We start from the raw sequence: 22130 nt of genomic DNA on the forward strand, positions 1-22130 counted from the left end.
GCATCATCGAGACACATCCGGCAGCAGCGGCTGCCCGAAGTGATGAAGCGTCTTTGGGGCGGCCACTTCTGGAGTCCAAGTTACTTCGTGGTCTCCTGTGGTGGCGCGCCTCTCGACGTGGTCAAATCTTACGTCGAGAGCCAGCAAGACGCAGATACCAAGAAGAGAAAAGCCGCAGCGCAGTCACTCAAAATGAAAAGGAAATCCTATCCCCAGGCTGAAGTCTGGGGTTTGCGGATTTTGGACGGGTGATCAACGAGGAAACGCGTGCGCTTCATATTGAGGTTGCTCTGTTGCGCGGCGTCAAGGAAGAAGATCTTCTTGAAAAGTCTGCCGACATCGGCCGAAAAGCGATTGTAAACACACTCTTGCTTCAGCCGATGTTTCTGAATGGGCCAAAATCTTGCAGGTATTCCTATGGAGCTGCCGATGGCAGCCTCGCCATGCGTGGTTGGATGACGGTCGATTGCCTGCCATCCGCATGCGACATTGTCCTTGCATCTGATGGATACCCAGAACTGCATGGCACGCTTTTTGAAAGTGAAGATCGGCTTGCTGCCATCCTTGCCGTAGACCCGCTTATGTTCCGCGGGGTCAAGGCGACCAAGGGTTGCTACAAAGGGCTCAAAAGCTTTGATGACCGAGCCTACCTTCGCATTCGGATGGAAGGATAGATGCAGGCGCGTATTTTCTGACGTGGTATTCTAAAACGGGAGCAGGCTTGTAGGCTGTTATCTCATATCTTTCCGTCAAGGCGACTGACGCGCCATGTTCGTTTCACCCACATGGAGGTCAACATGAGAAATTTCTCCCGACGCAGTGCAATAAGTCTGGCTGCCACCTTTGCGGTGATGGTTTGTGGAAGCGCATCTGCCGCCAATCGTCTCATCCCCCTGAGTGAGATCTCAAGCTATTTTAACGCTATGAAATCTGCCTCATCGGCTTTCACCCAAGTTAATGAAGACGGCACCTTGTCAAGGGGAAATATCACCATCGCGAGACCAGGACGTCTGCGCTTCGATTACGCAGAGCCCGACGGCTCTCTCGTCCTCGCCAGTGGCGGACAGGTCGCGATATTTGATGGTGCTGTGCGACAGTCGGAACCTCAGGTGTATCCGCTTTCTCACACGCCTCTGAGCATTTTTCTTGAGCGCCATGTCGACCTTGCCGCCCAAGAGATGGTTGTTGCTCATACGTTAGACGGGCCAGCAACAGTCGTGAGAGCTCAAGATCCCGACCATCCAGACTATGGTTCCATCGATCTCATCTTTACCGATAATCCCATCCAGCTTCGAAAGTGGATCATAACAGATGAAGGAGGTACGCTTACGACCCTCATTCTCGCTGACCTGATAAAACAGAGCGGATTATCGAATCTTGCCTTCAATGTGGAAGCGGAACGCTCAAAGCGCACCCAACAACGCTGAATACGCTCATTGCAAACGAAAAAGAGCCCCGAACTCATGTTCGGGGCTCGTCTCATTTTAGCAGCCTAGCGTCGATTAGAAGCGGAAGCCCACGGCGATTTTCGCAAAAGGAACAACCTTGAAGTCATTGCCGGCCTGGCGAATATCGGCAATCTCGCCGTCGAGCTCGGCCGCAGTCAAAGTGCCTGCGCTCTCAGTGGCGGACACGTCGAAGCCCTCGCCGAAAATGCCGCCTGCACCAATCGACAGCGTGCCGCGCTTGCCGATGCGGCCGTCGAAGCCCATGCCGAGATAGGGAGTCAGACCATCATCTTTCTGGTCCATGCGGACGGTGATGTCGGTGGTCTTGCCGTTGACATTGACGTTCGATGCCACAAAACTCGCCGAGTTGTCCGTCACAAATGCGCCGCCGGAGAGAAAAAAGCTGCCTTCCATCGGATAATAGTCGGCCATAACACCTTTGCCGCCAACAGACAAATTGCCAGAGTAGGACTCGCCGTTGCTGGCTTCGTCGTAACTGGCCTCACCATTGGCATAGACCGCGCGCACGCCAAATTTGTTGTTGAAGCGCCAGGTCGGCTCGATCGCAAAACCCAAGGTCGACGCCCCGACATTCACGCCAAACCCGGATCGGTCGTAGACATGATCAAGCGAGCCACCGGGCATGGCGGGGTGATATTCAGGGCTTTGCTGGGCAAAAGCAGCGGTTGAAAGGATCGCAAAAACGGAGGCGGCAAAGATGGTCTTCATGTATTTTCCAGTGTGTGTGAAGGTATAACAAATATTGGTCCTTTTTCTCGGGCTCAAAATTTTTCACGATAATTCAAAATAATGATGCAGCATTGTCACGCTTTGCTTGTGCATCGAGCGGGTGCTTCTCACCCTTGTGAGAACGCGGTGATCATAAGCAGGCTCTGAAATTAATCTCCAGTCAGTCGTCGTTCTAAAAAGAAAAAAATTATAACGGCCCGTCATCTTTCTGCCTCTTTTTTGCCGTGATGCGCCCCATTCAACGCAGAAAACATGCAAAAGTTATAACCGGCTAAGTCGTTGGAAAAATTGCACCTTACGCAACTACTCCAGGGCGACGTCGCGTGATGCTGTTCATGCAAAATAAAAGGGAGTGCGAAAGTAAAATGAGACCACGCCTCATCAACGCGGCAGCCACAGCCGTAGCTGTCGGCTCGTTCGCCACAACCACATTGGCGGGTTCTGGAGTGGAAAACAATTCCATCGCTGAAGCTGTCGCAGTCTCAGTGACGGCCGAACTGTCCCAGAGATTTGACAGCACACAACTTGTACGAATGGATGCTTCGTTTGTCGCCTCTTCCATCGGCGAGTCGTTCATCATTGGATATCTGACATGGTTCGATTCCAATCACGTTCGCATTACAGGACCTGAAATCGAAGTGACGATTTCCGACGAAAAGCAATCGCGTTTTCTCGTTCAGAAACTTGCTTCTGCCCTTGTCTCCCTTTCCCCGCTGTCCTGAAAAAAGAAACGATCAGATAAATGACAATCATGCAAAACGATATGAATGATGCGGCAGCCACAGATGCGGCAGCCACCACGACAACGACAGGCACAACTGCACCGAAGCCCGTCTGGAGCATCGAGCAAATCTCCAATCAGCTTGTGAACGGATATTGGGAGGACACTGGCCGCAGTGCGCGGGCCTAGGACGTTCAATCTGGAGGAACGCTCAAGGTCAATATCACCAACTTGACATCCGCCGGCCAGGCCGCGGCACGCGAAGCACTCAAAACCTGGACCGACGCATCAGGCATCAAGTTCCAGGAAGTCACATCAGGCGCGCAGATCAATTTCGATGACAATCAATCCGGGGCATACTCATCATCAATCGTCTCCGGCGGCAAGATTCTCAGCTCGACGATCAATGTCGCCACGAATTTTGCGACAGGCGACTACGTGAAGCAAACTTACATCCATGAAATTGGGCACGCGCTGGGGCTTGGTCATGCCGGCAATTACAATTTCACCGGAAGTTTCGAGACAGACGCAACCTACGCCAACGACACCTGGCAATATTCGATCATGTCCTATTTCCACCAAGGTCAGAGCCCGACCTCGACAGCTACGCCGATGTATCTCGACACCCCGATGATGGCGGATATGTATGCCATACAGCAAATCTATGGCACGCCGACCACAACCCGTGCTGGAGATACGGTCTACGGCAACGATGCGGCCGACACGTCCAACTTGTCGCTGGAAATCACGAAGGCGCGCGTTATCGTCGACAGCGGCGGCGATGATACGATAGATCTTTCATCGCGCAACTTTGCGCAGAACCTCAACCTCAACGCGGGCACCTTTTCCGATATCAACGGCTACAAAGGCAACCTTGGAATCGCCGTTGGCACGACGATCGAAAACGCCAAAACCGGCAATGGGTCTGATACGATCACCGGCAACGCTGCCGACAATCACATCATCACCAACGGTGGCAACGACAAGATCTACGGTGGCGGCGGAAAAGATATCATCGAAGGTGGCGCGGGCTCGGACCTCATTAATGGCGGCGATGGCGATGACACGGTCATTTTCACTGGCACAGCCTCAACCTACACAATTGCGCAGACCACAGACGGATACCTAGTAAAGGGTGCGGACGGCACCGATACCGTCCTGCATGTGGAGAATTTCCGTTTCAATGACGCAACCTTCACGTCGGCAGACGCCACTGCCGCTTTCAAGGCTCTCGGCACAGTAGGTTCCGTCAACTTGACAGCGCTGCTGGATCAAATCGATATTCTTTCACAACCCGTGCCTGAACCGACGCCGGAACCCACCCCTACGCCGCAACCAGAGCCCACACCTGAACCGCAGCCAGCACCAGCTCCGGCACCAAAAGCTCCTGTTGCGGCAATGGAAGTCGGAACCTCAGCAATCACACTCGAGCAATCTGGGCAGTGGGTTCACATTGCATTTGATGACACGATACCAGACGCTGTCGTCGTTCTGGGGCCGATGTCGAGTAACGGTGGCGACTCAGGCGTGCTTGAGGTCCGGAATGTGACCGACACCGGGTTTGATGTGCGCTTGAGTGAATGGCGCTATCTTGACGGCGTCCATATCGATGAGAGTTTCTCATGGATGGCCGGAACGGCTGGCAGCCATCAAATGGCCGACGGTTCGAAAATCTTCTTTGGTGAGCAGGCCATCGCAGGCGGAAGCCATACGCGCATCAATGTCAGCGGTTTCGATGCGACGCCAATCATACTTGGAACCCTTTCGGGTGGTGATGACGCGACCCTCACACATCGCATGGGCGGTGTCACAACCGACGGCTTCAACGTGCTCATGCAGGCAGAAGAAGGCCTCGCTTCATCTGTCAATGGCGCCAATCGGACCTTCAGTTACGTAGCTATCGAGCCGGCGAAGAACGGCGACATGGCAACAGGATCTTTGTCCCTGACAGATCAGCGACAGACCCTCACAGGCGTCAATGCCGGTGATGCACTCTTCGCTGATATGCAGACGTTCAACGGCGCCGACACGGCAACGGTTCGCTATGCGAACTACGCTGGGGTTCTGCAACTCAGAGTCGCCGAAGAGCAGTCCAAGGATACGGAAATTGCTCATGGCGCCGAACGGGTGAACTGGATCAGCCTGGATCAGGGTCGCCAGGTCTTCGGAGCCCCGGCTGCGGCTGTTGCCCCCGCAACGCCAACGGATGCGGCTACTCCGACAATGCAGGTCGGCACCTTGTCGATCGACCGGCTTGACAGCGATGGCTGGCGGCACGTCACCTTTGATAAGCATATCGAAAATGCGGTCGTTGTCGCCGGGCCGATGTCCACTTTCGGAGGCGACGACGCTGTGGTCGAGATCCGCAACGTCACAGATACTGGCTTTGACGTCCGCATCTCTGAGTGGGATTTTGCAGACGGACTGCATGGCAAGGAGACCTTCTCCTGGATGGCGGGGTCGGCTGGTGCACACACCATGGAAGACGGGACCCGCATCACATTCGGCCAGACCGACATCCATGGAGGCGATGTCGAACGCATTGATATCTCCGGGTATGGTAGTGCACCCGTCTTTCTTGGCACTCTTGAAGGAGAGGGAAATTACACTCTGACCCATCGCTTCAACGGAGCGACCGCTGATGGCATCAATGTGTCGATGCAATCCGAAGAGCTGCGCGGCACCATGTTCGAAACGGAAAACCGGACATTCAACTGGGTCGCAATTGACGGCGGAACAAGTGGAATGGTTGAAGATGGCACCGTAAGTCTCGATCACACAGCAAAGACCGTCACACAACGAGACAAAGGCGAAGCATTCTTTGCGGATATGCAGACCCTCAATGGTGGAGATACCTCAAGCATTCGCTATTTCGTTGACGCCTTTGGAAAAATTGCGATCTCGGTCCGTGAAGAGAAGTCGGCCGATGCGGAAGTTCTGCACGGGAAGGAAACTGTAAAATGGCTGACGTTCGACGAGGGTCTCTACAATCTCAATCCGCAAGCTGCTGCAACTCAAGCAACTGGATCGAGCGATGAATTCTCATTCATCACCATGACCGAGCCCATGGACGAGCACGATGGACATTCTTGCCTTGATCATGCTGAGGGGTATCAAGACCCGGGTCTCAACATTGTTTCTTTGCGTGCGGATGGCAATATCTCAATGTACTTCGAGTTGCTGTCATCCAATTTTGACTCGCACGACGCATTCGCATTCGTGTAAATCTGACAGCCACAAATAAACGAACTTAAAGCCCCGATTTATCGGGGCTTTTTGTGTATGAAGGGCAAGAAGTGCGGGAGACGACATGAAAATGTTCAATGATATTTTTCCCGTCGAAGCGTGGTGCCTAACTCTCGATAAGCATATAGCTCAATCGGGAAAAGCACATGTCTCAGAAACTTACAAAAGCCAGATCCGACCAGGTTATCACGACATTGATGGCGGCGCGTCTCGCTGTGGCCGTCCTTGCCATCGCCACCCAGATCTCTCCCGCTCATGCTGCGGGAACCGACATATTTGACAAATCCTGTTCAATGTTGTGGTCATTGAAGAAGTGGCTGTTCGGGGTCGTTTATGTCCTCGGCGCTATCGGGATGGTGCTCATTGCTGTCTCGGCCTTTCTTGGTAAGTTCAAGTTTGCCCACCTGATCTCTTTGGGTGGCGGACTCTTTATCGTCGCTATGTCCGACGCGCTAATTGGCTGGTTGGTCAGCTCTGGCACTGACAGTCGCGGTGAATGCACAGCAGGTGGTAGCAGCGTCGAAACCTGATTGTGACAGACCTTAACGAAGACGAAGAAAAGGCGCTCGGATCAGTCGTTCCGAGCGCCTTTCTATTCAATCAACAAAGGTTGCAATCAGCGGATGGTGCAGCTCACATCTTCACCGACGACAAACGGTGCCGTGTTGCCTGCCCAAAGCCAGAACGTCGCATTATCATCGGTAAAATATGCCTTTGTGAAGTTGTCGGCCTGTGCAAGGTCATAAGCGCGCGGTCCATTCGAGCATGTCAGTGAAATTCCTGTGAAATCCACTGCGGTAAGATCCCCAGCAAGATACAGTCGCATCTGGCTGTCAAAGCCCTGAGAGTAGATCGTCACGATCTCATACGCATCATTCGACTGGGACAGCCGCGTCCCTGCATCCCGGTCGATCGATGCGCGACTGTATCCGTATTCGGCAGCCCAGCTTCCTCGATCACCAGGCGTAAAGAGAATCGAGGAAAGCGTCGGCTCTTCAATGACGGGTGCCGGGGCCTCATCGAAGACAAGCGCCGCAGATGCCGACGTGAAAATGCCATCAACCTTGTCGCCCAGGGTGGTCACAGCCGTGATTGCCACCACGGCAATCAGACCAACGAGCATGCCGTATTCAACAAGGGCAGCCCCGCGCGTGGTGTGCAGTGTAATATTTTTTCGAAGCAGCATGATGTGATCCTTTGATATATAAACGCTCCATTTAATATAGGATCGTCGCTGCCGCGCAGAAATTTGTGAGCAGGTCAATTAATGCAGGTATTAAAAGCCTGCGGGGCAAAGCGAAATTTTGCTGGCGGCGCGGCGTGACCCATCGCTACCGAACTATTCATCAGATCTATTGGTCCGACGTTTTGAGTCGATGGAAGCGGGTCATATATTTTGTGAGTGATCGCTCACACACTTTTTCCGACCTTTGAAAGACAGACAAAGACCATGACGAAAGCATCTGACGCCCGGCGCGCACTCATCGAAAAAACCGCCCTCCAGCTCTTCGCGACTCGCGGCTATGCAGAAGTCTCCGTGCGCGATATCGCACAAGCCTGCGGCATTGGTGAAAGCGCCCTCTATCGCCACATGTCTTCCAAAGAAGAACTGGCAATACGCGTTTTCCGCGAAGCCTACATTGGCTTCGCAGATGGAATGCTGCTTGCAACACGGCCCACCGAAACCATCGGTAAAAAACTTGGAGCCTTCCTGACGGTAATGCTCAGCGGCTTCGATCAAGACCCTGTCCTGATGCGCTTCTTGCTCATCCGGCAGCATGACACCCTGGCGATGGCAATCACCTACGATGACGTGACACCGCTTACAGTCGTGCGCGATGCCCTGGCGATTGCGTCATTGAACAACGAGCTGGTGGTCGAAGATCTCGACCTCGCCACAGCTCTTGTCATGGGGGCAGCTCTCCAACCCATGACCTTCATGATCTATGGGCGAATCCCCTCACCCGCACTCTCTCATCATTCTGCCATCCTGGACGGTCTGATCCGCCTCCTCGGGCTCAACTGCATACAGGCATAGGAACATCCCATGATACTCGAGACCAAGAAGCTACTCAGCTATTTTCCTCTCATCTTCACCGCGACACTCGGCGCACTGAACGACAACCTCATCAAGGCCGCGATCATCATCTTCGCCGCCATGAGTGCGCCGGCGGACCAGGCCGCCACCGTCGGCTTGCTGGCCGGTGGCCTGCTGATGCTGCCCTTCGTCCTCTTCTCCGGATGGGCCGGAATCATAGCCGATAAGTTCGAGAAAGCCCGGATGATCCGGATCGTGAAATGGAGCGAGCTGGGGCTGTCAGTCCTGGCAACCGGCGCAATGCTTTCTGGCAGCCTACCGGCCATGCTCGGCATCGTCTTTCTGATGGGCACGCAATCCGCCTTCTTCGGCCCACTCAAACTCGGTTGGCTGCCCGAGCGGTTGAGCGAGAAGGATCTCGTTCCAGCGAACAGTTACCTCGACACCGGGACCTTTTTTGCCATTCTCGCAGGCACAGTTGCAGGCGGTCTTCTCGCAGGCGCTGAAAGCCTGATCTGGGTCGGCGCCGCCGCCATCACCCTCGCGGTCCTCGGCGTCGTCGCAGCCCACGTCCTCCCGACAGGCCAAGCTGCCGCCCCTGATCTGAATATTCCGCGCAACCCCCTGGCTGGCAACTGGCAGATCCTGAAGGCTCTTTTCTCAGACCGCGAGAACGGTCGCGCAGCCTTGCTCGACACCTGGTTCTGGGTCGCGGGCTCGGTCTACCTGTCCGCCCTGCCCGCTTACCTGCGCCTGACTCTAGGCGGTGGAGAAGCGATGCTGACCGCCGTCATGGCCATCTTTGCTGTTGGTATCGGCACCGGTGCCTTTGCAGCCAGCGCCATGCTGCGTGGCAAGATCAGTGCACGCCTGGTTCTGCCATCCTCACTCATCATCGCCGTTGCATCCTTCGGTCTGACGTTCGGCTTCGATACCCTTGCGCCGAACAGCGGTATGGCAGGTCTCTTCGCAACCACCGAAGGTCTCTTCGTTGTGGCATGCCTCACCCTGATCGCATTCGGCGGCGGCATGTTTGCTATCCCACTCAAGGCTTTCATCCAATCACGTGCGGGCGCGACTGAGCGCGCACAGGTCATGGCAGGTTTCAACATCCTGAGTTCGATCGGTATCGTGCTGGCCTCCATTGCCATGTCTGTTGCCATCGGCGCGGGCCTGTCACTGTCCGGCCTGTTTCTGTCTATCGCCATCTCTGCGGTCGGCGCAGTAATCGCCAGCGTCGTCTGCTTTCCGCGCGCCGCGATCCAGGGCACTCTCCGCATGATCACGAAAATCATGTTCCGCGTCGAAGTCACCGGACGTGAGCACCTTGATACACAGGGTCCGGTGGTTTTCGTCTCCAACCACGTGAGCTTTGCCGACGGCCCGTTGCTGTTCTCTCTGATTGACCGGGAAGTCTCGATTGCCGTCTACACCGGGTGGGCGAAAGGTGCACTTGCACGCCTTGCCCGGCCGCTCAAAATCGCAGCAATGGACCCTCAACGGCCGATGGCAGCCAAGGGTATGGCGCACGCTGTTCGAGACGGCGGTGCCGTGCTGATTTTCCCGGAGGGACGCATCAGTACGCATGGCGCGCTGATGAAAGTCTACCCGGGCACCGCATGGCTCGTGGACGCAGCGCAGGCACCGGTGGTCTCCATCTCCATCGAGGGCCTGGAGAGCTCCATCTTCAACCGCCCTATCCCTGGGATGGCGCGCCGCCTGTTTCCAAAGGTGCGTGTCCGCGTCTGCGCGCCCCAGAAGCTCGGCGTGCCCGTAGAGCTGAAGGGGCGTGCGCGCCGCGAGGTTGCAACACGGACACTGCAAGACATCCTCGAGCACGGACGGTTCGAGATGCTGAACCAGCAACCATCGATACCGCATGCCTTCCATGCCTCGTGCAGGACACTGGACGCCAAGGCTACGGCATTGTCAGATCCGCTAGGCACCAGCCTGACCCGCGGCAAGATCGCGATCGGTGCCGCCGCATTCTCGGCAGTCCTCCAAAGGCACACCGCGCCTGGTGAGCACATCGGCGTTTTGCTTCCGGGCGTCGCAGCTGCTCCGATCGTTCTGATGGGTCTGTGGCGCGCCGGCCGGGTCGCAGCAATCCTGAACCCTACGCTGGGTGTGGCGCCGATGATGTCTGCGATCGACACCGGAGGAATCAAGCAGATCCTGACAAGTCAGGCCTTCATCGACAAAGCAAACCTTGGTGCCCTCGTCAAAGATCTCGAGGTGCAGGGCATCACCTTCCTGTGGACCGACGCCCTCAAAGCCGAGATTGGCACTGGCGCAAAAATTCGCGCGATCATGGCTGCCAAGCGCCCCACGGATGTCTGTCTGTCTTTCAACGATACTGCCGTCATCCTGTTCACATCCGGCACCGAGGGCGCACCCAAAGGTGTCGTGCTGACGCACGGCAACCTGGTGGCGAACCTGGCCCAGCTGCGGGCACGAACCGATGTCGGCCCGCGTGACAAGATGCTGTCGGCTCTGCCCCTCTTCCACAGCTTCGGGCTGACGGGCGGTGTCCTTCTGCCTATGATGACCGGCGCACACGTGATGATCTACCCGACACCGCTGCACTACCGGATTATACCCGAACTGGCTTACGGCCACAACGCGACACTCCTGCTTGGCACTGATACTTTCCTCAGTGGTTGGGGTCGCCGCGCAAGCGCCTATGATTTCGCCTCCGTGCGCGCCGCCATCGCCGGCGCGGAGCCCGTCAAGCAGGCCACTCGCGCACTTTACTCCGAGAAATTCGGTGTGCGCATCCTGGAAGGCTTCGGCGCCACTGAAGCGGGCCCCGTCGTCGCACTGAACACGCCGATGGAAAACAGGTCCGGAACTGTGGGTCGCGTCCTGTCGCACATCGAGACACGTCTCGACGACGTTGCAGGCGTGGACGGCAAGCGTCTGTGGATCAAGGGACCCAACATCATGGCGGGATACCTTCTGGCCGGAGACAAGGGAAAGATCCATGCGCCCGAGGATGGATGGTATGACACCGGCGATATCGTGACGGTCTCTTCGGAAGGCTACATGAGCATTGTCGGCCGAGCCAAGCGGTTTGCGAAAGTAGGCGGTGAGATGGTGTCGCTCGCAGCAGCAGAAGTTCTTGCATCGACACTCTGGCCAGATGCCCATGTGGCCGCCCTGTCCACACCCGATGCGCGCAAAGGAGAAAAAGTCATCCTGATCACCACGCAGAAGAATGCCGATCGCAAGACACTCTCTGCATTTGCGAAGGAAAAAGGCACTGCGGAAATCACGGTGCCATCTGAAATCATCATCGTTGAGAAAATTCCGCTGCTTGCTTCTGGAAAGACGGACTACCCCGCACTGAGTCGTGCGCTCGCACAACAAAATGAAGCTGTCGCAGCCTGATATCGCCTAAAATTTCGGCGGCGTCCTTGCGGCGTCGCCGATATTCTTTTCATCGATTACAGAACCTTCATGGAATTTTGGACTCAAATTAGGATTTGCTGTTCACGAATGCCCGGTCAGCCACTACGTATTTATCACGCAAACTGAAGAGGAGACGGTTCATGACGAATAATCATCCCCACACACAGGCCCTCGTTGAAAAACACCGTACGCTCGACACTCAAATCGAGGAAGCGCAGCGTTCACCTGCGATCGACACACTTGAAATTGCCGAGATGAAAAGGCGCAAACTTGCGCTGAAAGAAGAGATCGCAGCCCAGCCCCATCACTGACTGCGACCATCTTTTCCGTATTGTCATCGACTGAGGCAAGTGCCGGTCGCAGATGCGAGGTGTAAGCGAAGAAGCGCCGAGCTCTGATCATTGCGCCCAGGTCCGGAGACCGAACGATTTCGCTCTCCGGGCCACATTTTTTTTTCCGATCGAGGCTCATCGTATCCACTTCCTCTTCACAACCACACGGTCTGGAGAGGACACATACCATGGACCCCATCATCATTCTCAGTGCCATCGGCGTCGTTACCGCCATCGGCCTCTCGTCGGCAATCAAATTCGTGCCGCAATCACAGAACTACGTCATCGAGCGTTTCGGCCGCTACCGCACAACCCTGAAGCCGGGCCCGCACCTGATCATCCCGGGTGTCGACACCGTCGCCCACAAGATTCTGGTTCTGGAGACACAGCTACCGGCCTACCCGATCGATTGTATCACCAAGGACAATGCGCCGATCCAAATTTCCGTCGCGACCTTCTATCGTCGTGTCGACGCTGAACTCTCGGTCTACCGCATCGCCGACATCGAAGCTGGCATTCAGACTTCGGTCACCGGCATCGTGCGGTCGCTGATCGGTGGAAGCGACCTCGATGCCGTCCAGGCCAACCGCGAGTCTCTTAATGTCAAACTCGAGGAATCCCTTGATAAGAATGCAAAAGAGTGGGGTATCGACATTACCAGAAGCGAGATCATCGATGTGAATTTTGATGATGAAACCCGGCGCGCACTGCAACAGCAGATGACCGCCGAACGCAAGCGTCGCGCCGTCGTCACGCAGGCCGAAGGTGAACAGCGCGCCGCAGAGCTGCGGGCCGATGCGGCATACTACACGTCGCAAAAGGCAGCCGATGCCCGCCGTATCGGCGCCGATGCCGAAGCCTATGCGACCCAGGTCATTGCAGATGCGATCAAGGAAAATGGCGACGAGCCGATCCGACTTGACTTGCTGAAGCGCCAGATCGAAGCCGTGCAGGCCATGGGCTCCTCGCCGTCGTCGAAGACCATCATGCTGCCATCCGATATGACAGGCTCCCTGTCAGGCCTCGCAGCCATGGCGGGCGATATGTTCAAGGGTATCTCCGCCAAATCGACCGTCACGACGCCTTTCGCTGAGGTCAAAGTCTCGGAGGCTGAATGATGCTGGAAGGTCTGCTGAACTTCGGCTGGGATGCCTTTTTTCTGCTTGCCGTCATGGCTCTGATCGGAGAATTCCTGACAGGGACCATGATCTTGCTGTCCCTGTCGATCAGCCTGTTGGTCCTCTCGGCTCTGGCATGGGTGGCAGCACCCGCGATTGGCGTAATGGTTATTCTCGGCGCGGTTCTCTGGGTCGTTCTTAGCCTGTCCCTGCGCCGCATCTTTGGGAGTTGGGGCGCTGATACCGCCGCCTCCGACCCGAACGACTATGATCGTAAGTCTGGCTCGGGCGAGTAACACTCAGAAAGGCTGTCGACAAAGCAAGAACGCCGGCAGGATGAAATTCTGCCGGCGTCATGCGTTTGGGTGGATGGCTCTCCAGTCAGGTCATCACGCCCCGACACAGGTGGCTGCGACAGTCCTGAAGACCTGCAAATTTCACATAGCAGCCTTGATTTTGAACTATGCTGCGGCGCAGCAATATCCAGTGAAGAAACCAATGGAGCTTCACATGGACTACACTTACCCGACACCCGAACAGATCGACGCAAGCATCCGCGCGGCACACCGCATGCGTTCTGAAATGATTGCCTCGCTCATCCGATCACTCTTCCGACGTAAGACTGAAAAAGTTTCGCAGCCAGCGGAGCAGCTTGCATGAACTCAGGTTGGCAAACCCAGGCCATCTTGAACGCCGGTGCAGGCTGTCGTCCTGCACCTTAAAACAAAACTAGATATTTTTCCGGCATCGCTCGGTTTTTTACTTCTTCGGAGTAGACTTAAGCCAATCTTCTCTTTGATCCAATAAACCCTGCCCCACTTGGGTAGAATCCCTGTCAGAGAGATAGACATGCTGAAATTCCTTATTACTTGCGCGATGACCGCTACGCGGCTTACATCCCGCGCCATTGTGAAATCGGCCATGATAGTCGTGCTCTGCTTTGCTACATTGGTTGGAGCAGTCGCCAACGCCGCACCCAATGGCACACAAGTCAATGTTGTCTGGTCGGGATCAAAGTCAGCGACAGGATCTTTCACTTTTGTCAGCGTCGATGGCAGTGGCTACGCCAACGTCACAGCTTGGGAAATCACAGTAGACGGTGATACGTTCAATCAGACGAATACCTTTGTCTGGTCAGGACCTCAAGTGCGCCTGGCAAGCAACTGGCAGACCTCTCAATCACCTGTAGTCCAGGTTTCGTTGGGATTTGAAGGCCAGACATACATGAATTTCTACTATTTCAATAATACCACCGCTGATCTGAATGGTTGGTTAGCAAGCCTGTCATCGTCAGCTCTCGCGGCTCCGCTGACGGACGTCACACTGAGCTCTGTCGTTTTCTCAACAGGAACGTTGTCACCTTCCTTCGCATCGGCGACGGAAAATTACACCCTGACAGTTCCCTACGGCACCACAAATATTTCCTTTACGCCTACAACAACATCGCCAGACACTTCCCTCTCTCTGCGTCCGAACGCAGGAGCGGCTGTCTACTATGCTGCATCCGGATCGCCAACCTCTCTGACGCAATCCGACTTTCCGATCGCCGTCGATGTTGATGCGACATCTGGCTTTTCGTCGAAGACCTATGTGATTTCACTTGTTGAGGCACCCCAGCCGCTGTCCACCAACACTAATCTGTCATCCTTATCCTTCACGGCCGCTGGCCAGAACATCGATGTCGATCCCCTTGGAAATGAGGTCTTCCAAGTCGCAACCGATGTGACGTCGGCATCAATTACCGGGACGACGGCAGACACGAATGCTGTCTTCAGGGTCGGCGGCGTTGTCGTCGGAAGCTGTTGTGGAAAGAATATCGCCCTTGGCTACGGGAACAACGAGGTTTCAGTCTCAGTGACGGCCGAAGACGGCGTCACCGTCGCGAACCATACCTTCACGATCAATCGTCCAAAGTCCGCAGACGCAACATTGACGACACTGTCGCCCTCCGAAGGTGAACTGTCCGAGGCCTTCGACGCAAGCGTCTACAACTACAGCATTCAAGTCCCCAATGACGTTGAGAGTATCAGCCTGACGACCAACCTTGCTCAAAACGCGACAGCGACTTTGCAGGGTGAGAGCCTGGTTTCAGGCTTGCCTTCAGACGCCATCACCTTGCCCGTGGGGTCGACAACTGCGAGTATTGTCGTCACAGCTCAAGATGGTGTGACAGCGCACACCTACAACGTCATTATCATCAGGGCTCCGTCGTCCAACGCTGACCTGACAGGCCTCGAGACCGCTTTTGACAATCTCACGCCGGGCTTCTCTTCAGGTATCCAATCCTACGCTATCACTGTCGACAGCGACACGGGCAGCATCGCACTGATGGTCTCTTCCGCACCTTCCTCCACGATCCTTGTCAATGACCAAGCGGTCACCTCCGGAGATATTTCACCCGCAATCACATTGGATTATGGTCAAAACACGATCACTGTGAAGGTTGTCGCAGAAGATCTTATGACCGAGAAAACATATACGGTCACTGTCGATCGCCAGAAGTCGTCAGATGCCAGTCTGGCGGAACTTGCGACAAGTCATGGAACGCTCACGCCGGTTTTCGATCCTGCGGTGAAAGCCTATGACGTCACAGTGCCGAACGGCGTCACAGAGGTCACTCTGTCCGCCACCCAAGGCGACGACAGCGCCACCTTTAAAATCAACGGCATCGAAAGTGCCCAAGGCGTGCCCAGTAATACGATTTTCTTGCCCGTCGGTGTCACCACTTCTGTCGTGACCGTCACAGCACATGACGGTCAGACAATCGCCTCTTATTCTGTGACATTCCATCGGGCAGCATCGAGCAACACCCTTCTCTCCAATCTGAGCCTGTCATCCGGCACCCTGACATTCGATCCTTCGACCTACGCCTACATCGTGAATGTCGCCAATGACGTGGAGGATATCAGCCTCACGGCTATCGCAGGTGAGGCCACTACGGGCATCAAGATCAACGGCACCCCCGCTTCATCGGGTGTGGCGACCACTCCAACCGCTATCTCCGTCGGCGACACTGCCTTCACGATCGCAACCACCGCACAAGATGCACATGCTACTGCGACATATACCCTGACAGTGCGGCGGGCCGCTTCCAGCAATGCCTTCTTGTCCAACCTGAGTGTTTCCGGAGGCACGCTGGCGTTCGAGCCGAATACGATGGATTACATCGTCACAGTGACGAACGATGTTTCCGAGATCGCCATTACGGCAACAACTCTCAAAACTTCAAGCGCACTGACCATCGACGGCATTGCAGTCAGCTCCGGAGTTGCATCGGACATGATCTCACTGGCCGTCGGCGACACCTTGGCAGAAATCAAGGTCACAGCCCAAGACGGGGGGACAAGCACTGTCTACAAGGTCACGTTCCGTCGCGCGGCTTCGAGTAACGTCGCCATCGAAGCGATCGTCTTCTCGCCGCAGGCAGGTGATTTGACGCCCGCATTCTCGCCAGAGCATATGGACTATACGATGACAGTCGCCAACGACATGAGCTCCTTCAGCTTCTCGCCGGCAGTATCAGATCCATCGTCGACAATCATCATCACCGTGAATGGCGATCTGGTCGCGTCTTCGCCCGCGCCGCGCTCCGCATCGAAGGCGAAGGCATCGCGCGCAAAAGCAGCGCGAAATGAGATCACAATCCCGCTCAACGTGGGGCGCAATGAAATCGTCATGAGGGTCTTGGCGCAGGATGGCAGTAGTCAGCGCAGCTACCGGATCGTCGTGACACGCGAAGCATCGGCAGATGCGACACTTACAGCGCTGAAGCTGTCGGTGGGCACAATCAGCCCTGTGTTCAGCCCGAATACCAAATCCTACACCGCCAACGTGGATCATGACGCCGACAGCATCATCGTGAAGGCGTCGGCAACCGGCGACGCAGCCACGATCGATATCAATGGCACAGCGATTGCATCAGGGAGTGCGTCAAACCCGATCACCCTCGATGTCGGCACCACGACTGTGGCAATCACGGTTACCGCCGAAGATGGCGTGACCACCGCGCGCTACATGCTGAACGTGACGCGCGCCAGCTCTGCCGCCTACGAGTTCGAACAGCACAAGGACGAGGTTCGCAACATCGTGCGCGATCAGGCCATCATTGGCACCCGCGCCCGCCTGACGGCGACAGAAGCGTTCAGCCGCCAGGCGCGCGACCGTGCGATCGCACATAGTCGTAATCAGATTGGCGATCTTGTGACCCGCAGTGCTCGGCCGTTGACGTGGAATGGCATCATCAAGGCGAACGACACCGGTGCGACAGCAACTGGAGATCTGAGTGCTGTCACACTTGTTGGCGCGTGGGACCGGTTCTTCTCGACCGCAGTCGATTTCACACGGGACGAAGATGGTTCTGTCACAGGAACGATCTCCGCACGCCTTGCACACGAACAGCAACTCGACCCGGCAACGCTGTTCGGCTTCTTCGTTGGCGCAGACTACAGCAAGGGGGATATCGCGGGAACGTTCACAGGCGAAAGCGAAAGCTACGATCTGTCCATCGGCACCTACGGCGTTAAAAGGGTCGTAGACTCCATCTGGATCGACGCCTTCGTCTCTTACGGACTGGGGCGGAATGTCATGAGGCTCGACAATGGGGCACTGGCACTGGACGGCAAGTATGCTGCGCAAACATTCCTGATCGGCACCGCTGTCACAGGCGCGATTGAGAAGGAAGCCTTCGAGCTGCGCCCGGAGCTTGCCATCTCGCATGGCTCCACCTGGATCGGCGATGTGCCTTTTACTGCAACAGCGTTCAATCAGTCGGATGACGTGTCTCTCGACGCAGGCGTGGTGAAAATCACGCGCCTCCAAATGACGCCGGCAATCCATGTTCCCGTCGCACTCGGCAACACAGGAGCTGACGCCGAGTTCGTCACATCACCTCGTATTATCTGTGAATGGTCGCAAGGCGCTACCTCTCAGAGGTCTTGCGGCTTGGGTCTGGAATTTGGTTTTAACGCCAGTTCGCTCGACGGCCTGACCGATATCACAGGATCTGCACGTGTCGAAAGGGTTGGAAAAACCGAGCGTGGCTCACTCGCGCTCGACTTGACCCACCGCTTCTGAGCGGCGGAAAGGAGATAGGAGGCGGCCGATCTCGGATCGGCCGCCTTTTTCTTGTCAGGATTGCTGCCAGGCATGCAAACAGAAGCAATCCTGACAGGAGCGAAATTATGCGCTGATCCGTTCATGATTTTCAGTGCAGATCGACTGAAAACCGGTATCCGAAACCGCGGACACACTGAACTCTTTTGCATGTTGCATCGACGGTTCGAATCTTCAGCCGGAGCCGCTTGATGTGACAGTCGATTGTTCGCTCGTCCACATAGGTGTCGTCAGGACAAAGAATTTCCATCAACTGGCTTCGGGAAAAGACCACGCCGGGACGATTGGCCAGCGCAACCAGAATGAGATACTCAGAGCGCGTCAAAGCTGCTGATTTTCCGCTGACCTCAATGGAATGAGAGTTCGGGTTGATCGTCACGGACCCCCGGTAGATTAGCTTTTCCAACTCCGGAAGCGTATCATCCGAAGCAATGCTTTGACGCCGCAGCAAGGACCGGATGCGCTCTGCAAGAAGTCTCTGATGGAACGGCTTCTTGATATAGTCGTCAGCACCCATGCGCAAACCAAGAATTTCGTCGACGACATCTTCTTTGTCAGAGAGGAAGATAACTGGAAGCTGCGATTTCTGGCGCAGCTTCGTGATCATCTCGAGACCACCCATGCGCGGCATCATCACATTAATGACTGCAATGTCGGGTTCCCTTTTACTGAACGCATCGAGGGCAACTTGTGCGCTAATATAGGTATCGACGTCAAAACCTTCATCGCGAAGCGTGGCAGACACTGCCGTGAGAACATTTCGATCGTCATCTACGAGCGCAATCCGGGACATGGTGTTCTACCTTTTTTGGTCTGAGCATGAAGGGCGTTCTGCGCCGTTTCCGTACCCTCCATCTACAGCCAATGGTTGCGTTCGGCACCTCAGGGATTCCCGCAAAACCGAAATCTTTTACGAAATTGCCCTTATGAAAAAAATCGTGAAATCGAGGATCTTCCGCGCCGTCACACATGTGGCGAAATCGGCGACCCAGAACTTGCAATGCGACAAAATGGCAACGAGGATGCGCAGGCTGACAAACCCTGCTACACGAACGTCAAAAAGCGCCTATATCCCCTTCACAACTTGAACCCGAGCCCAGGAGGACGACGCATGACCGGTATCTGTTTTGACATTCTCCAAGGACATCTCGGGAACTGATCAGCCCAAGGCCGATCAACCTTCAAAGCCCCCCTGATGTTCTGTCTGCGGTCGCCTTATGGCGATCCGCCCCTTTTCGTCGACAGAAAGACAGCACATGGGCCATCCCCACATCGAAGCTGCATGCCATGACGGCAGCGCTTCAATCTTCACATTCTACAGCCGCGACACCTGGATCGAGGGTCGCGCTGAAGATCGACTGAAACTAACCGGGTCCTGGGCTGGCATGCAGGCCATCGCAGCTTTCCCGGATCTCCACCCCGGCAGGCACGGGCCCGTTGGTGCCGCATTTCTTGCGGACCGGATTTATCCGCAGCTCGTGGGCCCCGACATCGGCTGCGGAATGGCGCTCTACAAACTGGAGTTGCCGCGCCGCAAGCTCAAGATCGACCGTGCCGCAGGTCGCCTCACCATCCTGGAAGACGGCGCGTCCGAAGAAGATGCACGGCGCCCAGTGACAGCGGCTGGCCTTGGGTCCGATGTCTTGACCTGGGGCCTCGGCACGATCGGAGGAGGAAACCACTTCTGCGAGGTGCAGGCTGTTGGTGAGATCATCGACGCGCAGCGTGCGGCTGCGCTCAACCTCGACAAGGACGACATCTGTCTCCTGATCCACACGGGATCGCGAAATCAAGGCGCCACCATCTTCAACGGTATCGAAGCACGGTGGAAGGATGGCTTCGCAACAGGCAGTTCAGAGGCTGAAGCCTATCTTGGCCTTCACGACCAGGCCGTGATCTGGGCAAGACTCAACAGGCAGCTTGTCGCAGACGCCGCAGCGCATGCACTGCGGACACAAGCGCATCTTGTGTGTGATTCCGTCCACAACCTGGTGGCACCTCACAGCGGTGCCTGGCTGCACCGCAAGGGTGCGGCAGCGCCAGACAAGGGTCTCGCACCCCTTGCTGGGTCACGCGAAAGCCGCAGCTATCTGATGGCTGCGGACAGCATGCCTGACGCGACCCTCGGGTCGCTCTCGCACGGCGCCGGTCGCCGTTACGACCGCGGCTCCATGCATGGCCGTGCATCGGCGCAAAAATTGGTTCATCCAGGTCGTGGGCCTCGACCCTGTGGGTGCGGCCGTCGAGATCGACCCTTCCGAAGTGCAGATGCAAGCGATCCGGGCCGGCGGCCCGGGCGGGCAACATGTCAACAAGACCTCGAGTGCGATCCGGGCACAGTGGACTGATCCGAAGGGAAAGACCTACAGCGTGAAAGTGCGAGACCACCGCTCGCAACATCAGAACAGGCGGGCTGCCTTGCTGCGCCTTCAGCTTCTCGCTGCATCTGACGCACAAGATGAGGCAGCGGATCATAAGGGTGACGCACGCGCTCATCACCATCACCTGGAACGCGGCAATCCCAAGCACACCTTTGAGGGACCGCAATTTCGGCCGGTATGATCACGGGACCTGGCCGATGGCTCTTACAGCCGTCGGCCAGCGTTAAATATGCGCCGAACTGGACCTCATCATAAAGATCCGACCATCCAGATCTATTCAGTCCGACCTTATCAACATGACCAAAAAGGGGCTGACAGATGAAACCTGGACATGATACTTTCGACGCTAATTTGGACCTCTTCGACCTCCTTGATCGGAAAGACCAAAAGGAGTTGGTTCGCGTTGCCATGAAATTCGATGTCGTTCTTGCAAGTGAAGGCGGTGTGATCGTCGAAGACAATTCGGGATCTGCCGTCAAATCCGTCTGCTTTTCCTGCACGGGCTGCGGCGCATGCTGTGATACGCCGCCCTCAATGCGCGTCGAAGAGATGTTGCAGCAATCGCAACATTTCCTGATCGCCGCACAGCTGAGGTCATCCAGTCATGTCGACCTGCGACGTGCATCGGATCGCAAGGTGATCGTCGAGACGTTTTCCGACCTGCCTGTCGCAGACAACTCAGTCATGCAGAAAGCACTCGGCGCCCGCGGGAATGCGCAAAACGCAATGGGTGGCGTGCCTGTAGCAAAAACCATTACAAATGCCAGCGGCGCATCCATCCACTTCGGTTTGATTGACGTGGATCAGGACAGTGGAGCTTGCCCCCAGCGTCAGTCCGACGGGAAATGCGGGATCTACGAGGACCGGCCCATGAAGTGCCGGGTCGTGCCCTTCGATGAGACAATGCCAGAATCCTGTGCTGGCGAGGGTATCGTCAATGCCATTGCCCGCATGTGGAATATGGGTGGAACCTGCCGGGTCGATCCTCTGGCACCAGTAATCTGGAAGGATGGCAAGTTTGTCTCCGAAAGCGACCGCAAAGTTCACAAGATCTTTGCCTTCGGTGAGACGCCAGCGCACGGCGATCTGACTAAAGCCATTGTCGAGGAATACCTCGACTATAAGGCGATGGAGAACAACCTGCCCCGCGAAACGATCGAGGAAGCGATCGAGTATATGACCGTGAAGCGTGAACGCCCGGTATTCAACCTCGTGCCAGCGCTTGCTCGCATGATCGAGGGAGGTGTGCTCAGCTCAGCAGATGCTGTAGAGGTTCTGCAAGATCAGATAAAAATTATCGAAGCCCGCTTGCCTGGCATTCATCCGGGTGCGCCGATGAATGGGATAGTTGGAACCCCGATGGCCGAGATCCTTACGGATTGGAAGTCACTCTATCAGACCATCAGCGCTGCCTGGACATAAGTCGTCGCACTACGATCCTCTGACTGCGACCTCGTTGTCGACCCAAACTGTCGATTGGGCGCGCATGAGACAACTTTCCGAGGCATGGAATGCTAACCCGTCGATAATCTAAAATCAGGCCACCACTACAAAAGAGCTGGGGTGGGTGCGT

Annotated in this window: 19 protein-coding genes; 16 read left to right on the top strand and 3 right to left on the bottom strand. The window is 55.9% G+C overall.

Going from position 1 to position 22130, the window contains the following annotated elements:
• From ACOI1H_RS15980 to ACOI1H_RS15990, 3 genes are all read left to right on the top strand, one after another.
• On the top strand, positions 1-252 hold a 252-nt coding region (locus tag ACOI1H_RS15980; protein WP_422438834.1), incomplete at its 5' end, for a transposase.
• Positions 249-674 carry a hypothetical protein gene (locus tag ACOI1H_RS15985; RefSeq protein WP_422438835.1) on the top strand — a complete coding sequence of 142 codons (426 nt, stop codon included), beginning with the start codon at positions 249-251 and terminating at the stop codon, positions 672-674. The genes ACOI1H_RS15980 and ACOI1H_RS15985, both read left to right, overlap by 4 nt.
• Positions 675-797: 123 nt before the next feature.
• A complete protein-coding gene (locus ACOI1H_RS15990; RefSeq protein WP_422438836.1) occupies positions 798-1427 on the top strand; it encodes a LolA family protein in 630 nt (209 codons plus the stop codon).
• A 75-nt stretch (positions 1428-1502) separates the two neighbouring features.
• Here ACOI1H_RS15990 and ACOI1H_RS15995 read toward each other — a convergent pair whose 3' ends face one another.
• The gene (locus ACOI1H_RS15995) at positions 1503-2177 is read right to left on the bottom strand and encodes a hypothetical protein (protein ID WP_422438837.1); all 675 of its coding nucleotides are present in this window, start codon (positions 2175-2177) and stop codon (positions 1503-1505) included.
• Positions 2178-2521: 344 nt separating this feature from the next.
• Between ACOI1H_RS15995 and ACOI1H_RS16000 the strand changes: the two genes are divergently transcribed.
• The 3 genes from ACOI1H_RS16000 to ACOI1H_RS16010 all read left to right on the top strand — a co-directional run bounded on the left by ACOI1H_RS16000 (position 2522) and on the right by ACOI1H_RS16010 (position 6695).
• Positions 2522-2920 (top strand): hypothetical protein, encoded by a 399-nt coding sequence (locus tag ACOI1H_RS16000; RefSeq protein WP_422438838.1) that lies wholly within the window; start codon positions 2522-2524, stop codon positions 2918-2920.
• Positions 2921-3150: 230 nt separating this feature from the next.
• On the top strand, positions 3151-6144 hold the full coding sequence (locus tag ACOI1H_RS16005) for a M10 family metallopeptidase (protein ID WP_422438839.1): 2994 nt from the start codon (positions 3151-3153) through the stop codon (positions 6142-6144).
• Positions 6145-6311: 167 nt separating this feature from the next.
• Complete coding sequence (locus tag ACOI1H_RS16010; protein ID WP_422438840.1) at positions 6312-6695, top strand: TrbC/VirB2 family protein; 384 nt, start codon at positions 6312-6314, stop codon at positions 6693-6695.
• Between the two features lie 86 nt (positions 6696-6781).
• Here the strand turns inward: ACOI1H_RS16010 and ACOI1H_RS16015 are convergent, their stop codons facing one another.
• Positions 6782-7351, bottom strand: coding sequence for a Flp family type IVb pilin (locus ACOI1H_RS16015; protein WP_422438841.1), 570 nt, complete (start codon positions 7349-7351; stop codon positions 6782-6784).
• 264 nt (positions 7352-7615) lie between these two features.
• Between ACOI1H_RS16015 and ACOI1H_RS16020 the strand changes: the two genes are divergently transcribed.
• The 7 genes from ACOI1H_RS16020 to ACOI1H_RS16050 all read left to right on the top strand — a co-directional run bounded on the left by ACOI1H_RS16020 (position 7616) and on the right by ACOI1H_RS16050 (position 18137).
• On the top strand, positions 7616-8203 hold the full coding sequence (locus tag ACOI1H_RS16020; RefSeq protein ID WP_422438842.1) for a TetR/AcrR family transcriptional regulator: 588 nt from the start codon (positions 7616-7618) through the stop codon (positions 8201-8203).
• Between the two features lie 9 nt (positions 8204-8212).
• The gene (locus ACOI1H_RS16025; protein ID WP_422438843.1) at positions 8213-11593 is read left to right on the top strand and encodes an MFS transporter; all 3381 of its coding nucleotides are present in this window, start codon (positions 8213-8215) and stop codon (positions 11591-11593) included.
• 161 nt (positions 11594-11754) lie between these two features.
• Positions 11755-11925, top strand: a complete 171-nt coding sequence (locus ACOI1H_RS16030; RefSeq protein WP_422438844.1) for a YdcH family protein — start codon at positions 11755-11757, stop codon at positions 11923-11925.
• 209 nt (positions 11926-12134) lie between these two features.
• On the top strand, positions 12135-13064 hold the full coding sequence (locus ACOI1H_RS16035) for an SPFH domain-containing protein (RefSeq protein ID WP_422438845.1): 930 nt from the start codon (positions 12135-12137) through the stop codon (positions 13062-13064).
• Complete coding sequence (locus tag ACOI1H_RS16040; protein ID WP_422438846.1) at positions 13061-13360, top strand: hypothetical protein; 300 nt, start codon at positions 13061-13063, stop codon at positions 13358-13360. Before ACOI1H_RS16035 ends, ACOI1H_RS16040 begins: the two co-directional genes overlap by 4 nt.
• A gap of 214 nt (positions 13361-13574) precedes the next feature.
• Entirely contained in the window at positions 13575-13724 is a 150-nt protein-coding gene (locus ACOI1H_RS16045; protein ID WP_422438847.1) for an RSP_7527 family protein, read from the top strand.
• A gap of 189 nt (positions 13725-13913) precedes the next feature.
• Positions 13914-18137 (top strand): cadherin-like beta sandwich domain-containing protein, encoded by a 4224-nt coding sequence (locus ACOI1H_RS16050; protein WP_422438848.1) that lies wholly within the window; start codon positions 13914-13916, stop codon positions 18135-18137.
• A gap of 130 nt (positions 18138-18267) precedes the next feature.
• Here the strand turns inward: ACOI1H_RS16050 and ACOI1H_RS16055 are convergent, their stop codons facing one another.
• Complete coding sequence (locus ACOI1H_RS16055) at positions 18268-18969, bottom strand: response regulator transcription factor (RefSeq protein ID WP_422438849.1); 702 nt, start codon at positions 18967-18969, stop codon at positions 18268-18270.
• Between the two features lie 592 nt (positions 18970-19561).
• Here ACOI1H_RS16055 and ACOI1H_RS16060 point away from each other — a divergent pair.
• The 3 genes from ACOI1H_RS16060 to ACOI1H_RS16070 all read left to right on the top strand — a co-directional run bounded on the left by ACOI1H_RS16060 (position 19562) and on the right by ACOI1H_RS16070 (position 21979).
• Positions 19562-20524, top strand: a complete 963-nt coding sequence (locus ACOI1H_RS16060; RefSeq protein ID WP_422438850.1) for an RtcB family protein — start codon at positions 19562-19564, stop codon at positions 20522-20524.
• A complete protein-coding gene (locus ACOI1H_RS16065) occupies positions 20445-20738 on the top strand; it encodes a peptide chain release factor-like protein (RefSeq protein ID WP_422438851.1) in 294 nt (97 codons plus the stop codon). The genes ACOI1H_RS16060 and ACOI1H_RS16065 overlap by 80 nt, the downstream gene beginning before the upstream one ends.
• A gap of 137 nt (positions 20739-20875) precedes the next feature.
• Positions 20876-21979, top strand: coding sequence for a YkgJ family cysteine cluster protein (locus ACOI1H_RS16070; RefSeq protein ID WP_422438852.1), 1104 nt, complete (start codon positions 20876-20878; stop codon positions 21977-21979).
• Positions 21980-22130: the final 151 nt, after the last annotated feature.

Origin of the sequence: Loktanella sp. DJP18 (assembly GCF_049310965.1) — a bacterium.
Taxonomy (GTDB): domain Bacteria; phylum Pseudomonadota; class Alphaproteobacteria; order Rhodobacterales; family Rhodobacteraceae; genus Loktanella.